At 42.1% G+C, this 18409-nt stretch carries 14 protein-coding genes and 1 pseudogene; 4 read left to right on the top strand and 11 right to left on the bottom strand.

Going from position 1 to position 18409, the window contains the following annotated elements:
• The first annotated feature begins 147 nt into the window (after window positions 1-147).
• Window positions 148-1331, top strand: a pseudogene (locus tag UJ203_RS10285) (aminotransferase A).
• Window positions 1332-1340: 9 nt separating this feature from the next.
• Here the strand turns inward: UJ203_RS10285 and kinA are convergent.
• The gene (gene kinA / locus UJ203_RS10280) at window positions 1341-3161 is read right to left on the bottom strand and encodes a sporulation histidine kinase KinA (RefSeq protein WP_202853416.1); all 1821 of its coding nucleotides are present in this window, start codon (window positions 3159-3161) and stop codon (window positions 1341-1343) included.
• A 162-nt stretch (window positions 3162-3323) separates the two neighbouring features.
• Window positions 3324-5438, bottom strand: coding sequence for a penicillin-binding protein 2 (locus tag UJ203_RS10275; protein WP_322010458.1), 2115 nt, complete (start codon window positions 5436-5438; stop codon window positions 3324-3326).
• 338 nt (window positions 5439-5776) lie between these two features.
• Between UJ203_RS10275 and UJ203_RS10270 the strand changes: the two genes are divergently transcribed.
• Window positions 5777-6556, top strand: coding sequence for a CAP domain-containing protein (locus UJ203_RS10270; RefSeq protein WP_059292873.1), 780 nt, complete (start codon window positions 5777-5779; stop codon window positions 6554-6556).
• Between the two features lie 39 nt (window positions 6557-6595).
• Here UJ203_RS10270 and UJ203_RS10265 read toward each other — a convergent pair whose 3' ends face one another.
• Both UJ203_RS10265 and UJ203_RS10260 read right to left on the bottom strand, forming a co-directional pair.
• On the bottom strand, window positions 6596-7462 hold the full coding sequence (locus tag UJ203_RS10265; protein ID WP_127695347.1) for an NAD(P)-dependent oxidoreductase: 867 nt from the start codon (window positions 7460-7462) through the stop codon (window positions 6596-6598).
• A 136-nt stretch (window positions 7463-7598) separates the two neighbouring features.
• Window positions 7599-9566 (bottom strand): methyl-accepting chemotaxis protein, encoded by a 1968-nt coding sequence (locus UJ203_RS10260; protein WP_322010454.1) that lies wholly within the window; start codon window positions 9564-9566, stop codon window positions 7599-7601.
• A gap of 157 nt (window positions 9567-9723) precedes the next feature.
• Here UJ203_RS10260 and UJ203_RS10255 point away from each other — a divergent pair, with 157 nt between their 5' ends.
• Window positions 9724-10425, top strand: coding sequence for a GNAT family N-acetyltransferase (locus UJ203_RS10255; protein WP_322010649.1), 702 nt, complete (start codon window positions 9724-9726; stop codon window positions 10423-10425).
• On the opposite strand, the gene splB is transcribed toward UJ203_RS10255, so the two are convergent.
• The 7 genes from splB to UJ203_RS10220 form a co-directional block, all read right to left on the bottom strand.
• Window positions 10418-11446, bottom strand: a complete 1029-nt coding sequence (splB, locus tag UJ203_RS10250) for a spore photoproduct lyase (protein ID WP_322010452.1) — start codon at window positions 11444-11446, stop codon at window positions 10418-10420. The genes UJ203_RS10255 and splB overlap by 8 nt on opposite strands.
• Window positions 11447-11523: 77 nt before the next feature.
• Window positions 11524-11763, bottom strand: coding sequence for a splAB operon transcriptional regulator SplA (gene splA, locus UJ203_RS10245; RefSeq protein WP_044156104.1), 240 nt, complete (start codon window positions 11761-11763; stop codon window positions 11524-11526).
• Between the two features lie 90 nt (window positions 11764-11853).
• A complete protein-coding gene (gene ptsP, locus UJ203_RS10240; RefSeq protein WP_059292877.1) occupies window positions 11854-13566 on the bottom strand; it encodes a phosphoenolpyruvate--protein phosphotransferase in 1713 nt (570 codons plus the stop codon).
• Complete coding sequence (locus UJ203_RS10235) at window positions 13566-13832, bottom strand: phosphocarrier protein HPr (protein ID WP_010334034.1); 267 nt, start codon at window positions 13830-13832, stop codon at window positions 13566-13568. Before UJ203_RS10235 ends, ptsP begins: the two co-directional genes overlap by 1 nt.
• Window positions 13833-13930: 98 nt before the next feature.
• The gene (gene ptsG / locus UJ203_RS10230; RefSeq protein ID WP_322010445.1) at window positions 13931-16030 is read right to left on the bottom strand and encodes a PTS glucose transporter subunit IIABC; all 2100 of its coding nucleotides are present in this window, start codon (window positions 16028-16030) and stop codon (window positions 13931-13933) included.
• A 231-nt stretch (window positions 16031-16261) separates the two neighbouring features.
• Complete coding sequence (gene glcT / locus UJ203_RS10225; RefSeq protein ID WP_322010443.1) at window positions 16262-17128, bottom strand: glucose PTS transporter transcription antiterminator GlcT; 867 nt, start codon at window positions 17126-17128, stop codon at window positions 16262-16264.
• Window positions 17129-17189: 61 nt separating this feature from the next.
• Entirely contained in the window at window positions 17190-18155 is a 966-nt protein-coding gene (locus tag UJ203_RS10220) for a LacI family DNA-binding transcriptional regulator (protein ID WP_322010441.1), read from the bottom strand.
• 106 nt (window positions 18156-18261) lie between these two features.
• On the opposite strand from UJ203_RS10220, the gene UJ203_RS10215 reads away from it, so the two are divergent.
• Entirely contained in the window at window positions 18262-18387 is a 126-nt protein-coding gene (locus UJ203_RS10215) for a hypothetical protein (protein ID WP_010334030.1), read from the top strand.
• Window positions 18388-18409 lie beyond the last annotated feature (22 nt).

The raw sequence follows: 18409 nt of genomic DNA, 5'->3' as shown, positions 1-18409 counted from the left end.
TCGCTGGTTGTCTTCTTTTTTTCTGAGAAGGAAGGTATGTTTAGTAAATAGGCGCATACAATCGAAATATATCGGTTAAAAAGGTGACAAATGGCCAGCTAGTGGTAAAATAGGAGAAACTCATTATATATATTAAGGTGATGAATTATGGAACATTTGCTGAATCCGAAAGCCAGAGAGATTGAAATTTCAGGAATACGCAAATTCTCAAATCTTGTATCTCAACACGAAAATGTCATTTCACTTACGATCGGCCAGCCTGATTTTTTCACGCCGCATCATGTGAAAGCTGCCGCAAAAAAAGCCATTGATGACAACGTTACGTCATACACTCCAAATGCCGGCTACCTGGAATTGAGACAAGCTGTTCAGCTTTATATGAAGAAAAAAGCAGACTTCAACTATGAAGCTGAAAGTGAAATAATGATCACAACGGGAGCAAGCCAAGCCATTGATGCAGCTTTCCGCACCATTCTGTCTCCCGGCGATGAAGTCATTATGCCAGGTCCGATATACCCGGGTTATGAACCTATTATCAATTTATGCGGTGCCAAGCCTGTCATTGTTGACACAACGTCTCACGGGTTTAAGCTCACAGCCCGGCTGATTGAAGAAGCTCTGACTCCCAATACCAAGTGTGTCGTGCTTCCTTATCCGTCAAACCCTACCGGTGTGACATTATCTGAAGAAGAGCTGAAAAGCATCGCGGCTCTATTAAAAGGCAGAAATGTCTTCGTATTGTCAGACGAAATATACAGCGAATTAACATATGACAGACCGCACCATTCGATTGCAACACATTTGCGGGATCAAACCATTGTCATTAACGGCTTGTCAAAGTCCCACAGCATGACGGGATGGAGAATCGGATTTTTATTCGCTCCGAAAGACATAGCAAAACACATTTTAAAGGTTCATCAATACAATGTGTCATGTGCGTCCTCTATTTCTCAAAAGGCAGCGCTTGAAGCTGTGACTAACGGATTTGACGACGCCCTGATCATGAGAGAGCAGTACAAAAAACGGCTCGATTATGTGTATGACCGCCTCGTGTCGATGGGACTTGATGTCGTAAAACCGTCTGGCGCATTTTATATTTTTCCTTCTATTAAATCCTTTGGGATGTCTTCGTTTGACTTTAGTATGGCTCTTTTGGAGGATGCTGGTGTGGCGCTTGTGCCCGGCAGCTCGTTCTCAGCGTTTGGTGAAGGATATGTAAGGCTGTCTTTTGCATACTCGCTGGACACATTAAGAGAAGGATTAGATCGTTTAGAATTATTTGTACTAAAGAAAAGGGAATCGATGCAGACGATATAAACAACGGCGTTTAAGCCGTTGTTTTATTTTTTTGGAAATGAGATTTTAAACGCTGTGCCTTTATCCGGCTGGCTGTCTACCTGGATAACGCCTTGATGATTCTCAATGATATTAAATGTTACCATCAGCCCGAGTCCCGTTCCCTTTTCTTTTGTCGTTAAAAATGGTTCTCCAATACGGTTGAGCACCTTTTCAGGTATGCCCTCCCCTTCGTCCTTGACGGTAACATGAACAGAATGCTTATCCTCTGTTACGATAATGTCTACAGTGCCTCCGTCAGGCATAGATTCTACTGCATTTTTTATTAAATTAATGAATACCTGCTTCAGCTGATTTTGGTCCCCGTTTATATAAATGCTGTCTTTCTCATAACGGGTTCTGATAAAAATCCCGTTTAAATTCGCCTGGGTTTCCAGCAGCGCAGAGACTTCACCGATTAGTTTTTTCAAGTTCAAATGCTCTTTAACGGCATTCTGCTGGGGCTTTGCCAGCATCAGCAGTTCACTGAGTATTAATTCAATTCGGCTGAGCTCAGAGAATACAATGTCAAAATAATGTTCATTTCCTTCCATCGTCGGTTTCATCAGCTGTAAAAACCCTTTGATCGCGGTCAGCGGATTGCGGATCTCATGCGCGATTCCCGCTGCGAGCTGTCCTGCGATAGATAACTTTTCTGATTTAAGCATGAGTTCCTCTGTTTGTTTTCTCTCAGAAATATCACGCAGAATGACTTGAACAGCCGCTTCACCGAAAAAGGTCGTCGGAATGCAGACCATCTCCGTGTAGATGACCCTGTTCTGAAAGGTAAACCATGATTGCTTAACGATTTCCGATTCTGTTTTTTGCTCGGCAATGTTTTGGATTCTCTCTTTCACGTCCTCATGATCGCATGGGTGGAGCTGATCGTATATATTTTTGCCGATTAAATCCTCATAGGTCGCCGCTTCAAACAGCGAAATTCCCGACTCATTCATAAACACCCATTTCCCATTATGAATCACAGCAATAGTATCGATTGAATTTTGAATCAGCAGCTGATATCGTTCACGGCTTTTTTGCAGGATGGTTTGGAATTTTTTCCTTGAAGAGATATCGATTAGCAGAAGCAGTTCAGCCTGCTGGTTTTTGTAGACGGTCGGGGACGCTTTCACTTCTAAATGAACAGGTGTGCCATCAAGCCTTTTCCACGTCTGTTCAATCATTCCGACTTCCATTCCTTTTTGCATTCGTATAATTCTGTTTTTCACGATATCATGATACTCTTCCTCAATAAATTCATAGGACCATTTACCAATAACAGCATCCTTGCTCTTTGCTCCCAGCATGGAAAGCATTGCGCTGTTCACATAGACGATTTTGCCGCTGACACTGATACATAGCGGGCTTGGAAGATTTTCAACTAGCCGCTCATAATCATCCGTTATATATGTAGTTGATTCCGGGTTCGCAGGCTCAATTTCATGTTTTTCGCAGCTAAGCGGCTGATGCCCGGACTCTTCTTCGAGAATCTTCATTTTCAAAATGATTTCCCGTTCCGTCCGCTCAGCTCTCGTCGTCACAATTTCTACTGCAGCCTCCACCCATACAATCGTATGATCTTTTTTAATGAAACGAAAGGTGCACGGCATCAGATGATGTTCATTATAAAAATAGCTTTCAACTAAAAACTGGTCTTCCTCATGCAGAAATGTCTTGAGGAATGATCCGATCATTTCTCCCTGGAGATAACCCAGATACAGTTTGGAGTTGGCTGATATATAAATGATGCGTCCATTAGAAGCCAAGACTGCATGAATATCGGTTTTCGTTTGAAATGGCTTAACATACTGCGTATCCTGTTCCACAGAATCCCTCCTTTGCATGATCATCATGTTCGACATTTACAGATTGACTTTTACCTAGTATGATTCGCTAGAAAATGAGTATTCTCCTTCTATTCTTATAGTGATCTCTAATTTTTGAGTAAAAGAAAGGGCACACAATCTGTCAGATGTGCACCCTGTTTTTTATTTTTCGCTATTTTTCTTTTCGAGCTCTGCGTAAGCGTGTATGGCTCTTTTGGCGATAATTTTATTGATCTTATCATCATCATCTACTGATGGAACAACAACACTAAAGGCCACTTTTGGATTTTTCGACGGGTAATAGCCGACAAAAGTCAGATTATATGTTTTTTTCCCCCACCAGTTGCGATTCGTGCCGTAGTAAAATGTTTCTGCTGTTCCAGTTTTTCCCGATACATCTTCTGTAAAAGTATTTTTTGCTGTTCCTGAAGAGGTTACTAATTTCATACCTGTTTGCACTTGCTGTAAATCACTTTGGGAATTATTGATCTTATTCAGCACTTTAGGTTTCCTTTGCTCGATTGCATTACCGAGTTCATCTTTTTTGCCTGGCTCATGTATGCTTGTGACGATTCTAGGCTGTACACGGTACCCTCCGTTTGCAATCACAGAAATGTACTGTGCCATCTGAAGCGGTGTATATGTATCATATTGACCAATTGCCAAGTCTAAAATTAAGCCCCCTACTACATCAGGTGTCGTTTGCATTCCTGCAGATTCCTGCGGCAGGTCAACACCAGTCTTGACTCCAAGGCCAAACTGGCTGTAGTAATTTCTCATTTTGAGCAGATCCTTCTGATCAGCAGGAAGCGGTCCATGCGGCTTATACGTTACCCCAGCTATATGCATAGCAACATTAAACATATATACGTTTGAACTTTTTTGCAAAGCCGTTAATTCATTGATGGTTCCCATATTTGTGTAAGATTTTTTTATGAGGTTCGTTCCTAAATACATCGGCGCATCGTGGAAATATTTATAATGCGGAATCCCATCCTGATAGCCCGCGAGAACGGTTGCACCCTTTACTGCTGATCCCATTTCATATTGGGTTGTAAAAGCACCGATCGCATAATCTTGAATCTTATTTGTTTCTAAATCTATCTTTTTTCCTGCCATCGACAAAATATCGCCGTTATTCGGATCCATCATCACAACAAAGGCCCGGTCAAGCATATAGTTTCCGCGCGCGCGGCTATTTCTCACTTCTTCTTCAACAATCTTTTCTACCTTTGCCTGCAGCTCCATGTCAAATGAAAGCCGAAGATCATAGCCCCTGCTGCCTTTGTCGATTGTTTTCTGGCTGACGACATTTCCTTTATTGTCTTCCACGTATTCCACTTTTTCTTTATGAGAATTTAAATAGTCCTCATATTGATACTCCAAATAACTTTTGCCGACTCTGTCATTACTCGCATAGCCTCTCGTAACATAAAAGTCTTTCCGGTCGCTGAGCAGCCCTTGATCAGGTGTTGTGACACCTCCAAAAACAGAATAAAGTGTTTTGTCATAAGGGTATTTTCGTGTCCAATCGTTTACGACATCTATCCCCGGCAGCTCTTCTAAATGCTCAGACACAATGGAAATTTCATCATATGTTAAATCATTTTTCGGTCTTTGCGAGGAGTTTTTCTTTTCATCAAGCAATGATCCGTTTTTGCCGTTGCCGTTGCTGTCATTTGGGTCCATCGCTTTTACAATCTGAGGTTCATACGCATTCCCGCTTGAAAATCTTGTGTATATGGCCGCGGTTTGCATTTCTTCGTCATCCCGCTGGATGGCCTTTAATTCTTCAGCTGGGACGCGTTCAACTTGAAGCTTGTAAGCCTGTGTCCCCTTCAGATTGCTTTCAGATTCCTTTAACAGGCCGAGAGCTTTTTTTGGATGAGAAGCGAGCCAGTAATCACGTAAATCTCTATCCTTTAAAAATTCGGTATCAATATCGATCAAAGCGGCAAGCCGTTTAGCTGTTTTGATTTTGTCCTCTGTTTTTGTGCTTGATGTTGAGACATACACAATTTCCGGCACGCTCTGGTTATCAACAGCCACTTTCTCGTTTCTGTCATACATCTTCCCCCGAGGCGCTGGATAATACGCTGTCTTCGCATTAGCTCTCTTAGCGTTTTCTTCATGCTGTTCGCCTTCGACAATCTGAACAACGCCAAGCTTAAAGATTAATGCAGTAAATAGAACAAAGACCGCCAGGAAATACAGATTCATTCTGATTGCTCTGTTTCCTTTGCGCTTTTTCTTTGGTTCACGTCCTATTTCAGTCACTTCTGGTTACCCCTCTCAAATCATTCAATATATTTACATATACTGTTTTTAATTGTAACACCTTTGTAATAGTTGTTACAGCGAAAAGGGATAAAAAAAGTTGTCAATATTGAAATACATTAAAATATAACTAACGATTCAAAAAATAGGAAGTTATGTAACTGTGAGATAAAGTCACTACATACGCATTACTCGCTTGCCATCAGCGGTTCAGCGCGTTTTGATTACAAAAATGACAATCACCATTTGTCAAAGGAAAGTGATGGTTTCTTTATGACAAAAAAGCTATGTTATGATTTTTTTGTAGAAAACAAACAACTCTAGGAGGTTACGAACTAATGAAAAAAGCATTTATTTTATCTGCTGCCGCTGCGGTTGGATTATTCACATTCGGAGGCGTACAGCAAGCATCAGCGAAAGAACTCTCCTGCCAGCCTGTGGTAACGGTCAAAACGGGGAACACAGTGCAAAACCTTACACTTAAGGATGTAGTGAAAAAGCTACATATTAAAACAAATATAAAAACACTAAACGCGGCTAACGAAAAAGAGCTCGAGAAGCTTCTTCAAAAGCACGCGAAACAATCCAACATGAAGATTCAGGATGTTCAAAAGCCGGAAGCTGCAAAGCCAGCTCAAAAGGCTCCTGAGAAAGCCGCTGCTGATAAAAGCACTGCTGCTAAAGCACCGGCTACTCCTGAAAAAACAAGCAATAATACAACAACAGCTGCACCTTCATCTGTAAGTGCATATGAGAAAAAAGTTGTTGAGCTGACAAATGCAGAAAGACAAAAACAAGGTTTAAAACCGCTTCAAATTGATGAAACATTAAGCAAATCTGCACATGCAAAATCACAGGATATGAAAGACAAGAACTATTTTGATCACCAAAGCCCAACTTACGGCTCACCGTTTGATATGATGAAATCTTTCGGAATCAGCTACAAAACAGCTGGTGAAAACATTGCTAAAGGACAAAAAACACCTGAAGAAGTAGTAAAAGCTTGGATGAACAGTGAGGGCCACAGAAAAAACATTCTTAACCCTAACTTCACACACATCGGTGTCGGTTATGTTGAATCCGGCAGCTACTGGACACAGCAATTCATCGGAAAATAATAAAAAAGAGATTGCCTGTTTTGGACAGGCAATCTCTTTTTATTTTACCCAAAGCTTATATATACTTTGGGTTCCGCTGTTTTCTTCTCCTTGTGCGGCAAGTTGGTCATATAATGATTTCGCAAGCGACAAGCCTGGCATTTCTTCACCCATTAATTCAGCTTCCTCTAAAGCAATTCCCATATCTTTGATAAAATGCTTTACATAAAATCCTGGCTCGAAATCACCTTTCAGCATACGCGGGGCGAGATTTGACAATGACCAGCTTCCTGCCGCTCCAGTTGTAATGCTCTTCAGGACATTTTCCGGCTGAAGGCCTGATTTTTGGGCATAAGCCATCGCTTCGGCTACACCGATCATACCTGCTGCAATCGCGATTTGATTACACATCTTTGTGTGCTGTCCGCTTCCTGCCGGCCCTTGATATTGAATATTCTCTCCCATTAAAGTGAAGATGGGCAGGCAAGCTTCAAACGCTTCTTTTTCTCCTCCGACCATAATCGCCAGTGTTCCGTTTTGCGCGCCAATGTCACCTCCTGAAACAGGTGCGTCTAAGGCAAATAATGATTTTTCTTTGGCTGTCTCCGCAATCTTTTTGGCTAATGACGGTTTGGAAGTCGTCATATCAATGAGATACGCGCCTTTTTTAGCATTTTCAATAATTCCGCTGCTGCCGAAATACACTTCTTCTACATCACTGGGATAGCCTACCATTGTAATAATGATATCCGCTTCTTTCGATAGATCTTTTACAGTGTCTTTCCACACGGCGCCTTTTTCCAGTATGCTGTCCGCTTTTGCTTTTGTCCGGGTATACACCAATACGTGATGTCCATCTTTAAGGATATGTGAAGCCATACTGTTTCCCATTACTCCAAGACCGATAAAACCGACTGTTTTTTTCAAGTAAATTCCCCCAGACGTTAGATTTCATTTAGTTAAAATTTATCATTTTCTAGACTACCATATCTAGTAATCATATAGTAGAGTCTAAAAAATAAAAAACCCAAAACTTGAAAAAGTCCTGGGTATCCAATGTTGATTATAATGTAAATTTAGCAATAGCGTTCATAAGCTCTTGGCTTGCATGTTTTAATGTATCAGTTGAGTGTTTGACTTTCTCAAGCGTGATCAGCTGTTCATCGGTTGAGGCGTTGACTTCCTCCGCTGCAGCAGCCGATTCCTGTGATATAGCTGAGATGCTTTGAATCGCTTCAGAAATGGCAAGCTGTTCTTCACTCATTCTTTGTATTTCTTCGTAAATTTGATCAATCCCTTGAACAAGTGACTGCATTTCCGCGGTGATGGTGTTTAATACTTCGCCAGTCTCATGAATTGCGCTGTTTTGTTCATCATTCATTTTACTTGCTTCAACCATTGCATGAGAAGCCTCTTTTGTTTCAAGCTGAATCAACTTCACTGTCTCACTGATATGCTTGGTGGAAAGCGCTGACTGCTCGGCAAGCTTCCGCACCTCTTCAGCCACGACTGCAAATCCGCGTCCGCTTTCACCGGCTCTGGCTGCTTCAATACTGGCATTTAAGGCAAGTAAATTGGTTTGATCCGAAATATTTGAAATCGCAGTAACCACTTCTTCAATATTCTTCGTTTGATTTTCCAAATCCAGCAGCATCGTTTCGACTTTCTTTGTTTCCGTATTGGCTTCGTTTGATTTCATCAGCAGCTGGCCGAGCGCGTCAAGCCCTTTATAGCTTGCATCCTCTGAGGATTTTGAACGTGCTTTCATGCCGCCTGCCTGATCAGCAATCCGTCTGATTTTAGCAGACAGGTTTTCTGATTTTTCGTTAATGGTCTCAACTTCTGAAGCCTGTTCCGTTGCCCCTGCTGCCACTTCTTCGATCGCTTTCGCAATTTGTCCGCTCGTTTCATTGGTTTCAGCGGAGACAGCTGTTAATTGTTCAGAGGTGTCAGACACTTTTCCTGAAGAATGTCTGACTTGTTGCACCATTTCCTTCATGTTTTCAACCATCTGATTAAAGTCTCTTGTTAACATGCCGACTTCATCCTTGGTCTTTGACTCTGCCTGCACTGTCAAATCGCCTGCAGAGACGGCCTTTGTTTTTGCAATCAGCTGCTGGATCGGCCCGGTTATTGTTTTGGCGAGGAAGTAGCTGAGAATAATCGTCACCGCCAGCGCGATGAGTGAGATGAAAAGGTTCGCCCGATTCATTTTATCTGAAATCCACATTAATTTATTTGTGTCAAATTGTGTTCCGACTTTCCATCCCGTTTCTCCAACCGTTTGATACACAATCATTTTTCCCTTTGCATCTTGTATCCCGTTTTTGTCAGATGCAATGGTTTTTAATGTTTGGTCCTTGGAGATATTTTTTCCTTGGTTTGACGGATGTGCTAAAAGATTGCCGCTTGCATCAGCTAAAAAAGCAAATCCATTGTATGGCACCTTTTGCTTATTTACCATGGTCTGGATGGAAGAAAGTTTCAGATCATAACTGGCAACGCCTATCACCTTCTGCCCGTCAAGAATTGCTTTTGAGGCTGTGACGATCATTTCTCCCGTCACGACATCCTTATAGGGTTCCGTCCAGACGACTTTATCCGGTGTTTCAGCCGCGCGCTTATACCATGGTCTAGAAACCGGATCATAATCTTCTGCAAATTCTGCTTTCGGATATGTAAACATTTCTTTTTTTGCGGTGCCTATATAGGCCATCGCCACATAATCATCGTTTTCTTTAATTTGTTTAATGTCATCATTAAACAGTCTGGCAGCTTCTTTACTTGAATTTGTCACAAACGCACGTGTTAACTCTCCATTTGCCAATCTTAACAGCGAAATGTCATAACTCTTTAATTGCAGTTCGATATTTTGTTCAAGCGAGTTTGTTACGTTTTGTGTCGTGTTTTTCCCATCCTCTGTAATCATCGGTTTTAACGTCAGGTAAGAAGAAAGCATCAAAAGAACAACTGTGACGATTAACATGATAGAAACGAAAACAGCAATCTTCATGTGAAGTTTTTTAAACAAACCAATCCCCTCCTATTTTCTATATCGGCCTTTTCACCCAAAAAATGAATAATCATAAAATAAATTATAATGAAACCACAAAATATTTACTGAAAATTCTAACTTATTGTGTTTCAGCAGTTTGGATTACGATATAATAAACAGCACAAGGAGAGTGATTGTCATTTTTAAACAGATGTATGTCCATAATGGCATTAAATTTGAGCGGCTGACGATCAGAAATTATTTGAGAACAGACATAGAGGGCTTGCTTTCTCTTCAGAAAGAGTGTTTTCCCCCTCCATTTCCGCAGGAATTGCTGTGGTCAGAAGAACAGCTTGCCAGTCATATCAACACCTTTCCGGAAGGCGCCTTATGCGCGCTGGTTAATGGTGAGATCGTCGGTTCGGTGACTTCTCTTATCGTGCATTTTGATCCCGATGTTCCCGAGCATACATGGGCGGAGACCACAGATAACGGCTATATTACATGTCATGATCCGCAGGCAAATACGTTATATGTAGTGGATATTTCGGTTTCACCACATTACCGGAAGCTTGGAATAGGAAAATGGCTGATGAATACGATGTATGAATTAGCCGTTGAAAAGCGAATGGAACGGTTACTCGGCGGCGGACGTATTCCTTTTTATCATAAGTACGCACATGAGATCAGTGCTTCACAATATGTAGAGGATGTTATAGAAGGAAAAAAGAAAGATCCTGTACTGTCATTTCTCCTCCATTGCGGCCGTTCACCGCTCTGCATCGTCAGTAATTATTTGGACGATGAAGAATCCTTGAATTACGGGGTGTTGATGGAGTGGAAAAATCCCTTTTATGAAAAAACGAGCTGTAAAGCTGACAGCCCGTTTACGTGAAATATTCAATTTTTGCATTAGGAAAATACGTATCGATATAAGATTCAAGCGTTTCCCGAAGCACATGCTCTTCATCTTTCTGATAAATATATTTTCCGATCCCGTAGCGTCCCCATTTATAGCGCCGCTTTTCTTCATCTAACTCCAGCTTTGTTTTTGGATAATTCTTCTCAATGACTCGTTTCGCCGGCTTCGTAAATCGATGCTGAATCAATTCAAAGGTAATATCATGTCTGACATCCTGCGGCAAAGCGGCATCAAGTTTTTCAAACAGATGTCTGTATCCTTCCTCCCAGCCTTCATGGATGTAAATCGGCGCAACAATAAAGCCTAACGGGTAGCCTGCTTTCGCTACTTTTACAGCCGCTTCAATCCGTTTATCGAGAGGAGAGGTTCCCGGCTCAAAATTCTTAATCACAAAGTCAGCATTTATGCTGAATCTGAATCTTGTTTTCCCGTTATGTTTCGCATCCAAAAGGTGATCAACATGGTGAAACTTCGTGACAAATCTGAGCTTGCCAAGCTCACTCTGTCCAAAATATTCAATGGCATGCTTGAGCGTATGTGTCAAATGGTCGATGCCCACAATATCTGAGGTACATGAAGCTTCAAACCTTGTAAACTCCGGTGCACGTTCTTTCATATACTGATCCGCCTGGTCCAAGATTTCTTCGACATTTACATAGGTTCTGATATAGGGTTTTGTTCCCATTGTGGTTTGTAAATAGCAGTAATGGCAATGCCCCATACAGCCTGTCGCAAACGGGATCGCATATTCAGCTGACGGTTTTGAAGAATCAAACTTTAATGTTTTTCGGACACCGATTACTAAAGTTGATTTTGCATTACGGTATTGCTGAAGATGGTTTTTACCAGGAATATTGCGCACTTGGTTATGGGACGTCGTTTCTCTGATTTCGATGCCCATTTTTTCAAATTTATCATGTAATTCCTGTGCCAATGGATATTCCATTGCTCTCGGTTCAATATAAACGAGCTGCGGAACAAATGGGTTCTGCATGGTGCCACATCCTTTTCCTTTTCTACCGTTACTTTTCTCATAAGGCGGAAAGGATATGAGTTGTAATGTTTTCCTTGTTACTCGTACGGATCGATATCAAATAATTCTTTGTAAAGCGTTTTTGCTTCTTCATAGCTTGCAAAAACAGCATCATCCTCAGCAAACGGATGGTAGGTTTCAAATATAAACAGGGAAAGCTCACCCTCATGGTATGGGTGATGCACAATTTCAGCTTCCTTTATATGAGCAACATTGGCGGCGTGCGGATTTCTGTAGATGACGTAGACTGTATCTCCTGCGTTAAATTCGTTTGACATTCTATCCCTCCTAGCCATGTTATTGTGCCCCGCTGCATCCCTGATTATGAAAAAAACCAGACAGGCCGGAGGCCGTCTGGTTTTTGTGAATTACTTGAATGTTTCTTTTACGAACGCGACAACTTCTTCTGTCGTGCTCATAGATAAGATTTTCTCTTTGAATGACTCAGCTTCTTGTTTAGACAATTTGCTGATTTGTGTTCTTGCCGGAAGGATAGAAGTTGCGCTCATTGAGAACTCATCTAAGCCTAAGCCAAGAAGAATCGGAATCGCAATTTCATCTCCTGCCATTTCTCCGCACATGCCGACCCATTTTCCTTCTTTATGTGCCGCTTCAATTACAAGTGTAATTAAGCGAAGGATTGCAGGGTTGTATGGCTGATACAGGTAAGATACACGTTCATTCATACGGTCAGCTGCCATTGTGTATTGGATCAAATCATTTGTTCCGATACTGAAGAAGTCAACTTCTTTAGCAAACTGATCAGCGATAACTGCCGTTGACGGAATCTCAACCATCATACCGACTTCGATGTCGTCAGATACAGTTTGTCCCGCTTTGACAAGCTTTTCTTTCTCTTCAAGAAGGATCGCTTTCGCTTCTTTGAATTCGTTAACTGTCGCAATCATAGGGAACATGATTTTCAAGTTTCCGTATGTACTTGCACGAAGCAGCGCGCGAAGCTGTGTTCTGAAGATTTCTTGCTCTTCAAGGCAAAGACGAATCGCTCTGTAGCCCAAGAACGGGTTCATTTCTTTAGGAAGCTGCAGGTAAGGAAGCTCTTTGTCTCCGCCGATATCAAGTGTCCGAACGACAACTGATTTTCCTTCCATACGCTCAAGAACCGTTTTGTAAGCGTCAAACTGCTCATCTTCTGTAGGCAGCTGATCTCTTCCCATGTAAAGGAATTCTGTACGGTAAAGACCAACTGCTTCTCCGCCGTTTTCAAGAACACCCTTCACATCATCAGGAGTACCGATATTCGCTGCAAGCTCTACATGATGACCGTCTTTTGATACAGTCGGTTCATTGACCAGCTTCGCCCACTCGGCTTTTTGAGCTAAATAAGCGTTATGTTTTTCTTCATACTCTTTTACAGTTTCCGCAGAAGGATCGATAATGACATCGCCATTAATACCGTCAACGATAACAGTCACGCCGTTTTGGATCGTGCCTGTAGCCGCTTTCGTTCCGACAACTGCAGGAATCTCAAGAGAACGCGCCATGATGGCAGAGTGAGATGTGCGTCCGCCGATATCAGTTGTGAATCCTTTTACGAACTCACGGTTTAATTGAGCCGTGTCAGACGGTGTTAAGTCTTCAGCTACAATAATAACTTCTTCTGAAATCATGCTTGGGTTTGGAATTTCAACGCCAAGCAGGTGGCCCGTTACGCGTTTTGTTACGTCGCGGATATCTGCCGCACGCTCTTTCATGTATTCATTATCCATAGATTCAAACATGGTAACGAACATAGAAGACGTTTCTTTTAAAGCGAATTCAGCGTTTACAGAATCAGAGCTGATTTTTTCTTTCACAGGATTCAGAAGCTCAGGGTCACTGAGAACTAAAAGGTGAGCAGAAAAAATATCAGCTTTATCCTGACCCAGTTCTTTCAAAGCATGCTCTTTGATTTTTTCGAGCTCTTCTTTAGAACGTGCAATCGCTTCATCAAAACGGCTTACTTCCGCTTCAGAATCAGAGATGTTTTTCTTTTCAACCGTTAAATCTGGCTCTTCAAGCCGATACGCTTTTGCAATCGCGATGCCGGCTGAAGCACCAATCCCTTTTAATTCTTGCATTACTCGCCGAGTCCTTCGCTTTTCATTGTTTCTTCTAGAGCGTTAAGAGCATCGTTTTCGTCAGCGCCAGCAGCAGAAATTGTGATTTCAGCGCCTTTAGCGATTCCAAGAGACATAACACCCATGATTGATTTAAGGTTTACAGTTTTGCCGTTATATTCCAAATTAACGTCAGCGTCGTATTTGCTTGCAGTTTGTACAAGAACTGTTGCAGGACGAGCGTGAATTCCAGAATCTGCAGTTACTTTGAATGTTTTTTGTGCCATTTTTATCATTCTCCTTTTAACTTAAAGCTATATTACTTCACAATATTATATCATACAGCCGTACTTGTCATCTGACAAGCACAGCGTACTATATACCCTTATTTTTCAATCTTCACAATGTCTTCTTGCTCTCTGTTAACTGATCCGCTTGCCTTAATGCTGACTGTTTCTCCTTCAGCAAGGTTCGTAAATACGATCGGTGTCATCAGAGACGGTACATTCGGTTTTACTGCGTCCAAATCAACTTCAAGAAGCTTTTGTCCAAGCTCAACGCGGTCCCCTTCTGATACGAAAGACGTAAACCCTTCGCCCTTGAGGCTGACCGTATCAATGCCGAAGTGGATCAAAATTTCTTTTCCACCGTCGGATTGCAGGCCGATTGCATGTTTTGTCGGGAACACATTTAATATTTTTCCTCGTACAGGAGAAACGACGATGCCTTCAGAAGGAAGGATCGCAAAGCCGTCACCCATCATTTTTCCTGAGAAGACTTGGTCAGGAACATCAGTAATCGGGTGAATTTCTCCAGCAATCGGAGAAACAAAGACTTCCTCGCCAATTTCATTTTGCAGCGGTTCTGCAATGACTTCCTCAACCTGCTGCCCTACTTCTTCCTCAGCGGATGTTTTCGGTTCAGGTCTTGGTTTGCGTCCCGCGATGATGTCCTGCATTTGTGTTTTTAATCCGTCAGAACGCGGTCCGAAAATCGCCTGAATATTGTTGCCCACTTCCAGAACCCCGGAGGCGCCAAGCTGCTTCAGACGGTCTTTATCAACCTTTTTCTGATCGTTTACTGTCACACGCAGACGAGTGATACAAGCATCAAGGTGTTTGATGTTTTCCTGGTCACCCATTGCCTGCAGGATCTCGTAAGGAAGGTCGCCTGCTTCTCCTGTTTTCCCGGATGCTGCTGTTTCAGCTGAAGCATCCTCACGGCCTGGTGTTTTCAGATTAAATTTGCGGATCGCAAATCGGAATCCGAAGTAGTAAATAAGCGCAATCCCTAAGCCAACAGGGATGACAAGCCACCATGCCGTCCGGTTCGGTAAAATGCCGAAAAGGAAGTAGTCAATTAAACCGCCGGAGAATGTCATACCAATCTTAACATTCAACAGCTGCATGACCATAAATGAAAGCCCTGCAAACAAACAGTGAATCGCAAACAGGACAGGGGCAACGAATAGGAATGAGAATTCCAATGGCTCTGTGATCCCTGTCAGGAAGGATGTCAGTGCTGCTGAACCCATAATACCTGCAACAAGTTTTTTGTTTTGCGGTTTTGCTTCATGATAAATCGCAAGTGCCGCTGCAGGAAGACCAAACATCATAAATGGATATTTACCTGTCATGAACGTACCTGCTGTTAATTGTACGCCGTCTTTAATCTGCGCCATAAAGATGCGCTGATCCCCGCGGATGATCTCTCCGGCTGCACTTTTGTAGCTGAAGAATTCATACCAGAACGGCGAGTAGAAAATATGATGCAGACCAAATGGAATAAGCGAACGTTCAATGACCCCGAAGATAAATGCAGCAAGGGTTGGATTCGCTTCCACTAATCCAGTTGAAAAGGCATTCAATCCATGCTGGATCGGAGGCCAGATCACTAACATAATAAGACCCAGAATCAGTGCGGAAATTGACGTAATAATCGGTACGAAACGTTTACCCGCAAAGAAACCAAGATATTGCGGCAATTCAATTGTATAAAATTTGTTAAACAACAATGCCGCCAGCACACCGACGATAATACCGCCGAATACCCCTGTCGCCAAGGTAGGTATGCCGAGCATGTTTACATATGCCGGGTGGTTTTCCGTGAAGAACTTGGCTCTTTCGATTGAATCGGAAGGAATGGTTCCGTTTGCAAGAAGAACCGCACTCATGGATACGTTCATCACCAGATAACCGATAATTGCTGCTATCCCGGCAACTCCATCTCCGTTGGCAAGCCCGATGGCTACACCTACTGCGAAAAGAAGCGGAAGGTTATCGAAAACAATCTGCCCAGCGCTTTCCATCACACCCGCTACGAGCTGAACATTGTCATTGCTTAGGAAATGCAGGACTTGAATCATGTCCTTGTTTTGCATTGCATTCCCGATCGCAAGCAAAATACCCGCCGCAGGAAGAATCGCAACTGGAAGCATAAGCGCACGCCCGATTTTTTGGAGAACGCCGAATAATGCTTTAAACATAAGAATTGACCTCCTCTTTTTACTAGTCTGACCTTACAGCTAAAAATCATGACAACGAATTCACAGGCGTAAGTCTTCCAGTTTAACCGTTTACATTTGCCCTTTTACACAACAAAAAAGGCATGAGCAAAATAGGGTGCGCAAAAGAACGAGAATGACCTTCCCGTTTTTTCCCCTCAATCACTCATGCCTGATCGGATCAGTAACACGTTTTTAAAGGATAAACTGAATTTATGAAATTTTATTGGTTAATCGGTACAGATGAAGCGTGAGATAAACCGCTTCCGCCTCATGAACTGGTTTCTTCAATGTTTGCTGCAAGATTTTAATCAATTTCCAAGCTGTATTGTAGCATAGCGGATATTCATTTTTCAATAACAACATTAATTTTTCTGGTTCTTTAGTCGGTTCCTCTTTTTTAATTCTTTCTATCGTAAATCTGATGTGCCGGATAAGCCGTAAATAGTTGACGCTTTCCTTATTTACTTTCATTTGAAACGAGTCTTCAATCACCTCTACAAGCTGCGCCATCAGCTGAGAGTGCTTATTGACTTCGGACAGCGGGCGATTCGTCAGGGCTGAATGAATATGCAGAGCGATAAAACCGATCTCCCCTTCCGGCAGGCAGATGCCCGCTTTTTCATTGATCATATCAATGACTTCTTCGGCAATCTGATATTCATCCGGATAAAGTGACTGCGTCTCCATTAAAAAAGGATTTTTCATATCAAAGCCCTGCTGCTGCCTTTTGATTGCAAATGCAATATGGTCAGTCAGTGCAATATGAATATGTTCATTTAGTGAGCGGTTTGTCCGATTGCTGATGTGGTATATGACATCGTTTGAAATATCAACGAGCTTTTCATCAACATAGTCGAGGAGCTTTTTAAACTGCTTCTGTTCCTTTTCGTCCTTTAAAATGAACATTTTATCGTACCCTTTATCTTCAATCACATCATCTTGTTTTTTTCCGAAACCAATTCCTTTTCCGATCAAAACTACTTCACTGTATTTATGATGAGAAGCAATTAATACGTTATTATTCAGTACCTTTTTCACTGTAAAGGACCCATTCACGATCCTCAGCTCCTTTGTCATTCAATACCTCATATCGTACATAACGAACGGAATGCGCGTCAAACCTTTTTTCATGCTTTCACTAAACAGTCGATCTTTCAATGAGACGGTAATCAAGAACTCTGCTTTCAATCGGCTGACCTTGAATCCTTTTTTCCAGCATGGCAAACGCCTGCTTGCCCATTTCCTTCGCTTGAATATCAATGGTTGATATCCCAAGCAATTGGCTGATTTCATGGTTATCAAAGCTTAAGATCGCAAGTTCATCCGGAACAGACACTTTCTGAGCTTTCGCTTCGAGTAAAAGCCCTGCCGATACCTGGTCATTCGCGACAAAAATAGCCGTCGGCCTTTCTCTCCAGTTGTTCCATTTATGAAAAAGCGCTTTTCCATCGTTCATTGTAATCGCTTTCTCAATCACCCATTCTTCATTGAATGTTTCTCCGATCTCTTCCAATGCTTCTTTATATGCTTTGATGCGAAAATGACTGTTCATGCCTTTTTTTCTCGCTAAGCAAATCGCTATTTTTTTGTGTCCTTTAGCGATTAAATAGTTGAGTCCGTCCCGGAATGCAGCTTGATGAGGAATGCTGATTGTGGAAAACCCGCCCTTGTTTGAATTCTGACAAAGCAATATCGGCCCTTCCCACTCCTTGAGCTTGTCATCAGACAGCGCCTTCGAGCAAAAAATCAAACCGTCAACCTGGCGCTGTTTTAATTGGGACAGCGCAAAGATTTCTTTCTTCACGTCATAATTTGTCTGGAATAAAGAGAGGTGAATGCCTGATTCTGCGGCAGCGTCTGAGATTCCCGCCATCAGTTCCGTAAAATAAGGAAGGCCGATCGTCGGCATCACAACACCGATCATGTTTGAAAACCCCTTCGACAAATGCACAGCGTGGACATTTCTTGTGTACTCCAACACTTCCATTGCTTCAAGCACTCTTTTTCTTTTCTCTTCACTTACATAAGGATGATTGTTTATGACTCTGGAAACCGTCGTAACGGAGACACCAGCTTTGTCTGCAATGTCTTTAATATTAGCCATAAAATCCCTTCTTTCTGATTTCCCTTGATCTGGAATGCGTTTCATACAATACGATAAGAACGTACCGACAGATTAGATGTTTTTTTGCTGAAAGGAGAAGATATAAATGGGTTTCTTCATTTTAATTGGATTATGTCTGGCCGTTCTGGGCGGAAGCTGCCTGGCCGTAAGACCGCTCAATCAAAAACATGAAGTGAAACCATTTCGGACGTTTGATGATTTTTTTATTTAAAACAGATAAAAAAGGACGATGT

The organism is Bacillus sp. V26, from assembly GCF_034296245.1.
Classification (GTDB): domain Bacteria; phylum Bacillota; class Bacilli; order Bacillales; family Bacillaceae; genus Bacillus; species Bacillus halotolerans.
This window is presented reverse-complemented; position numbering and strand designations above follow the sequence as displayed.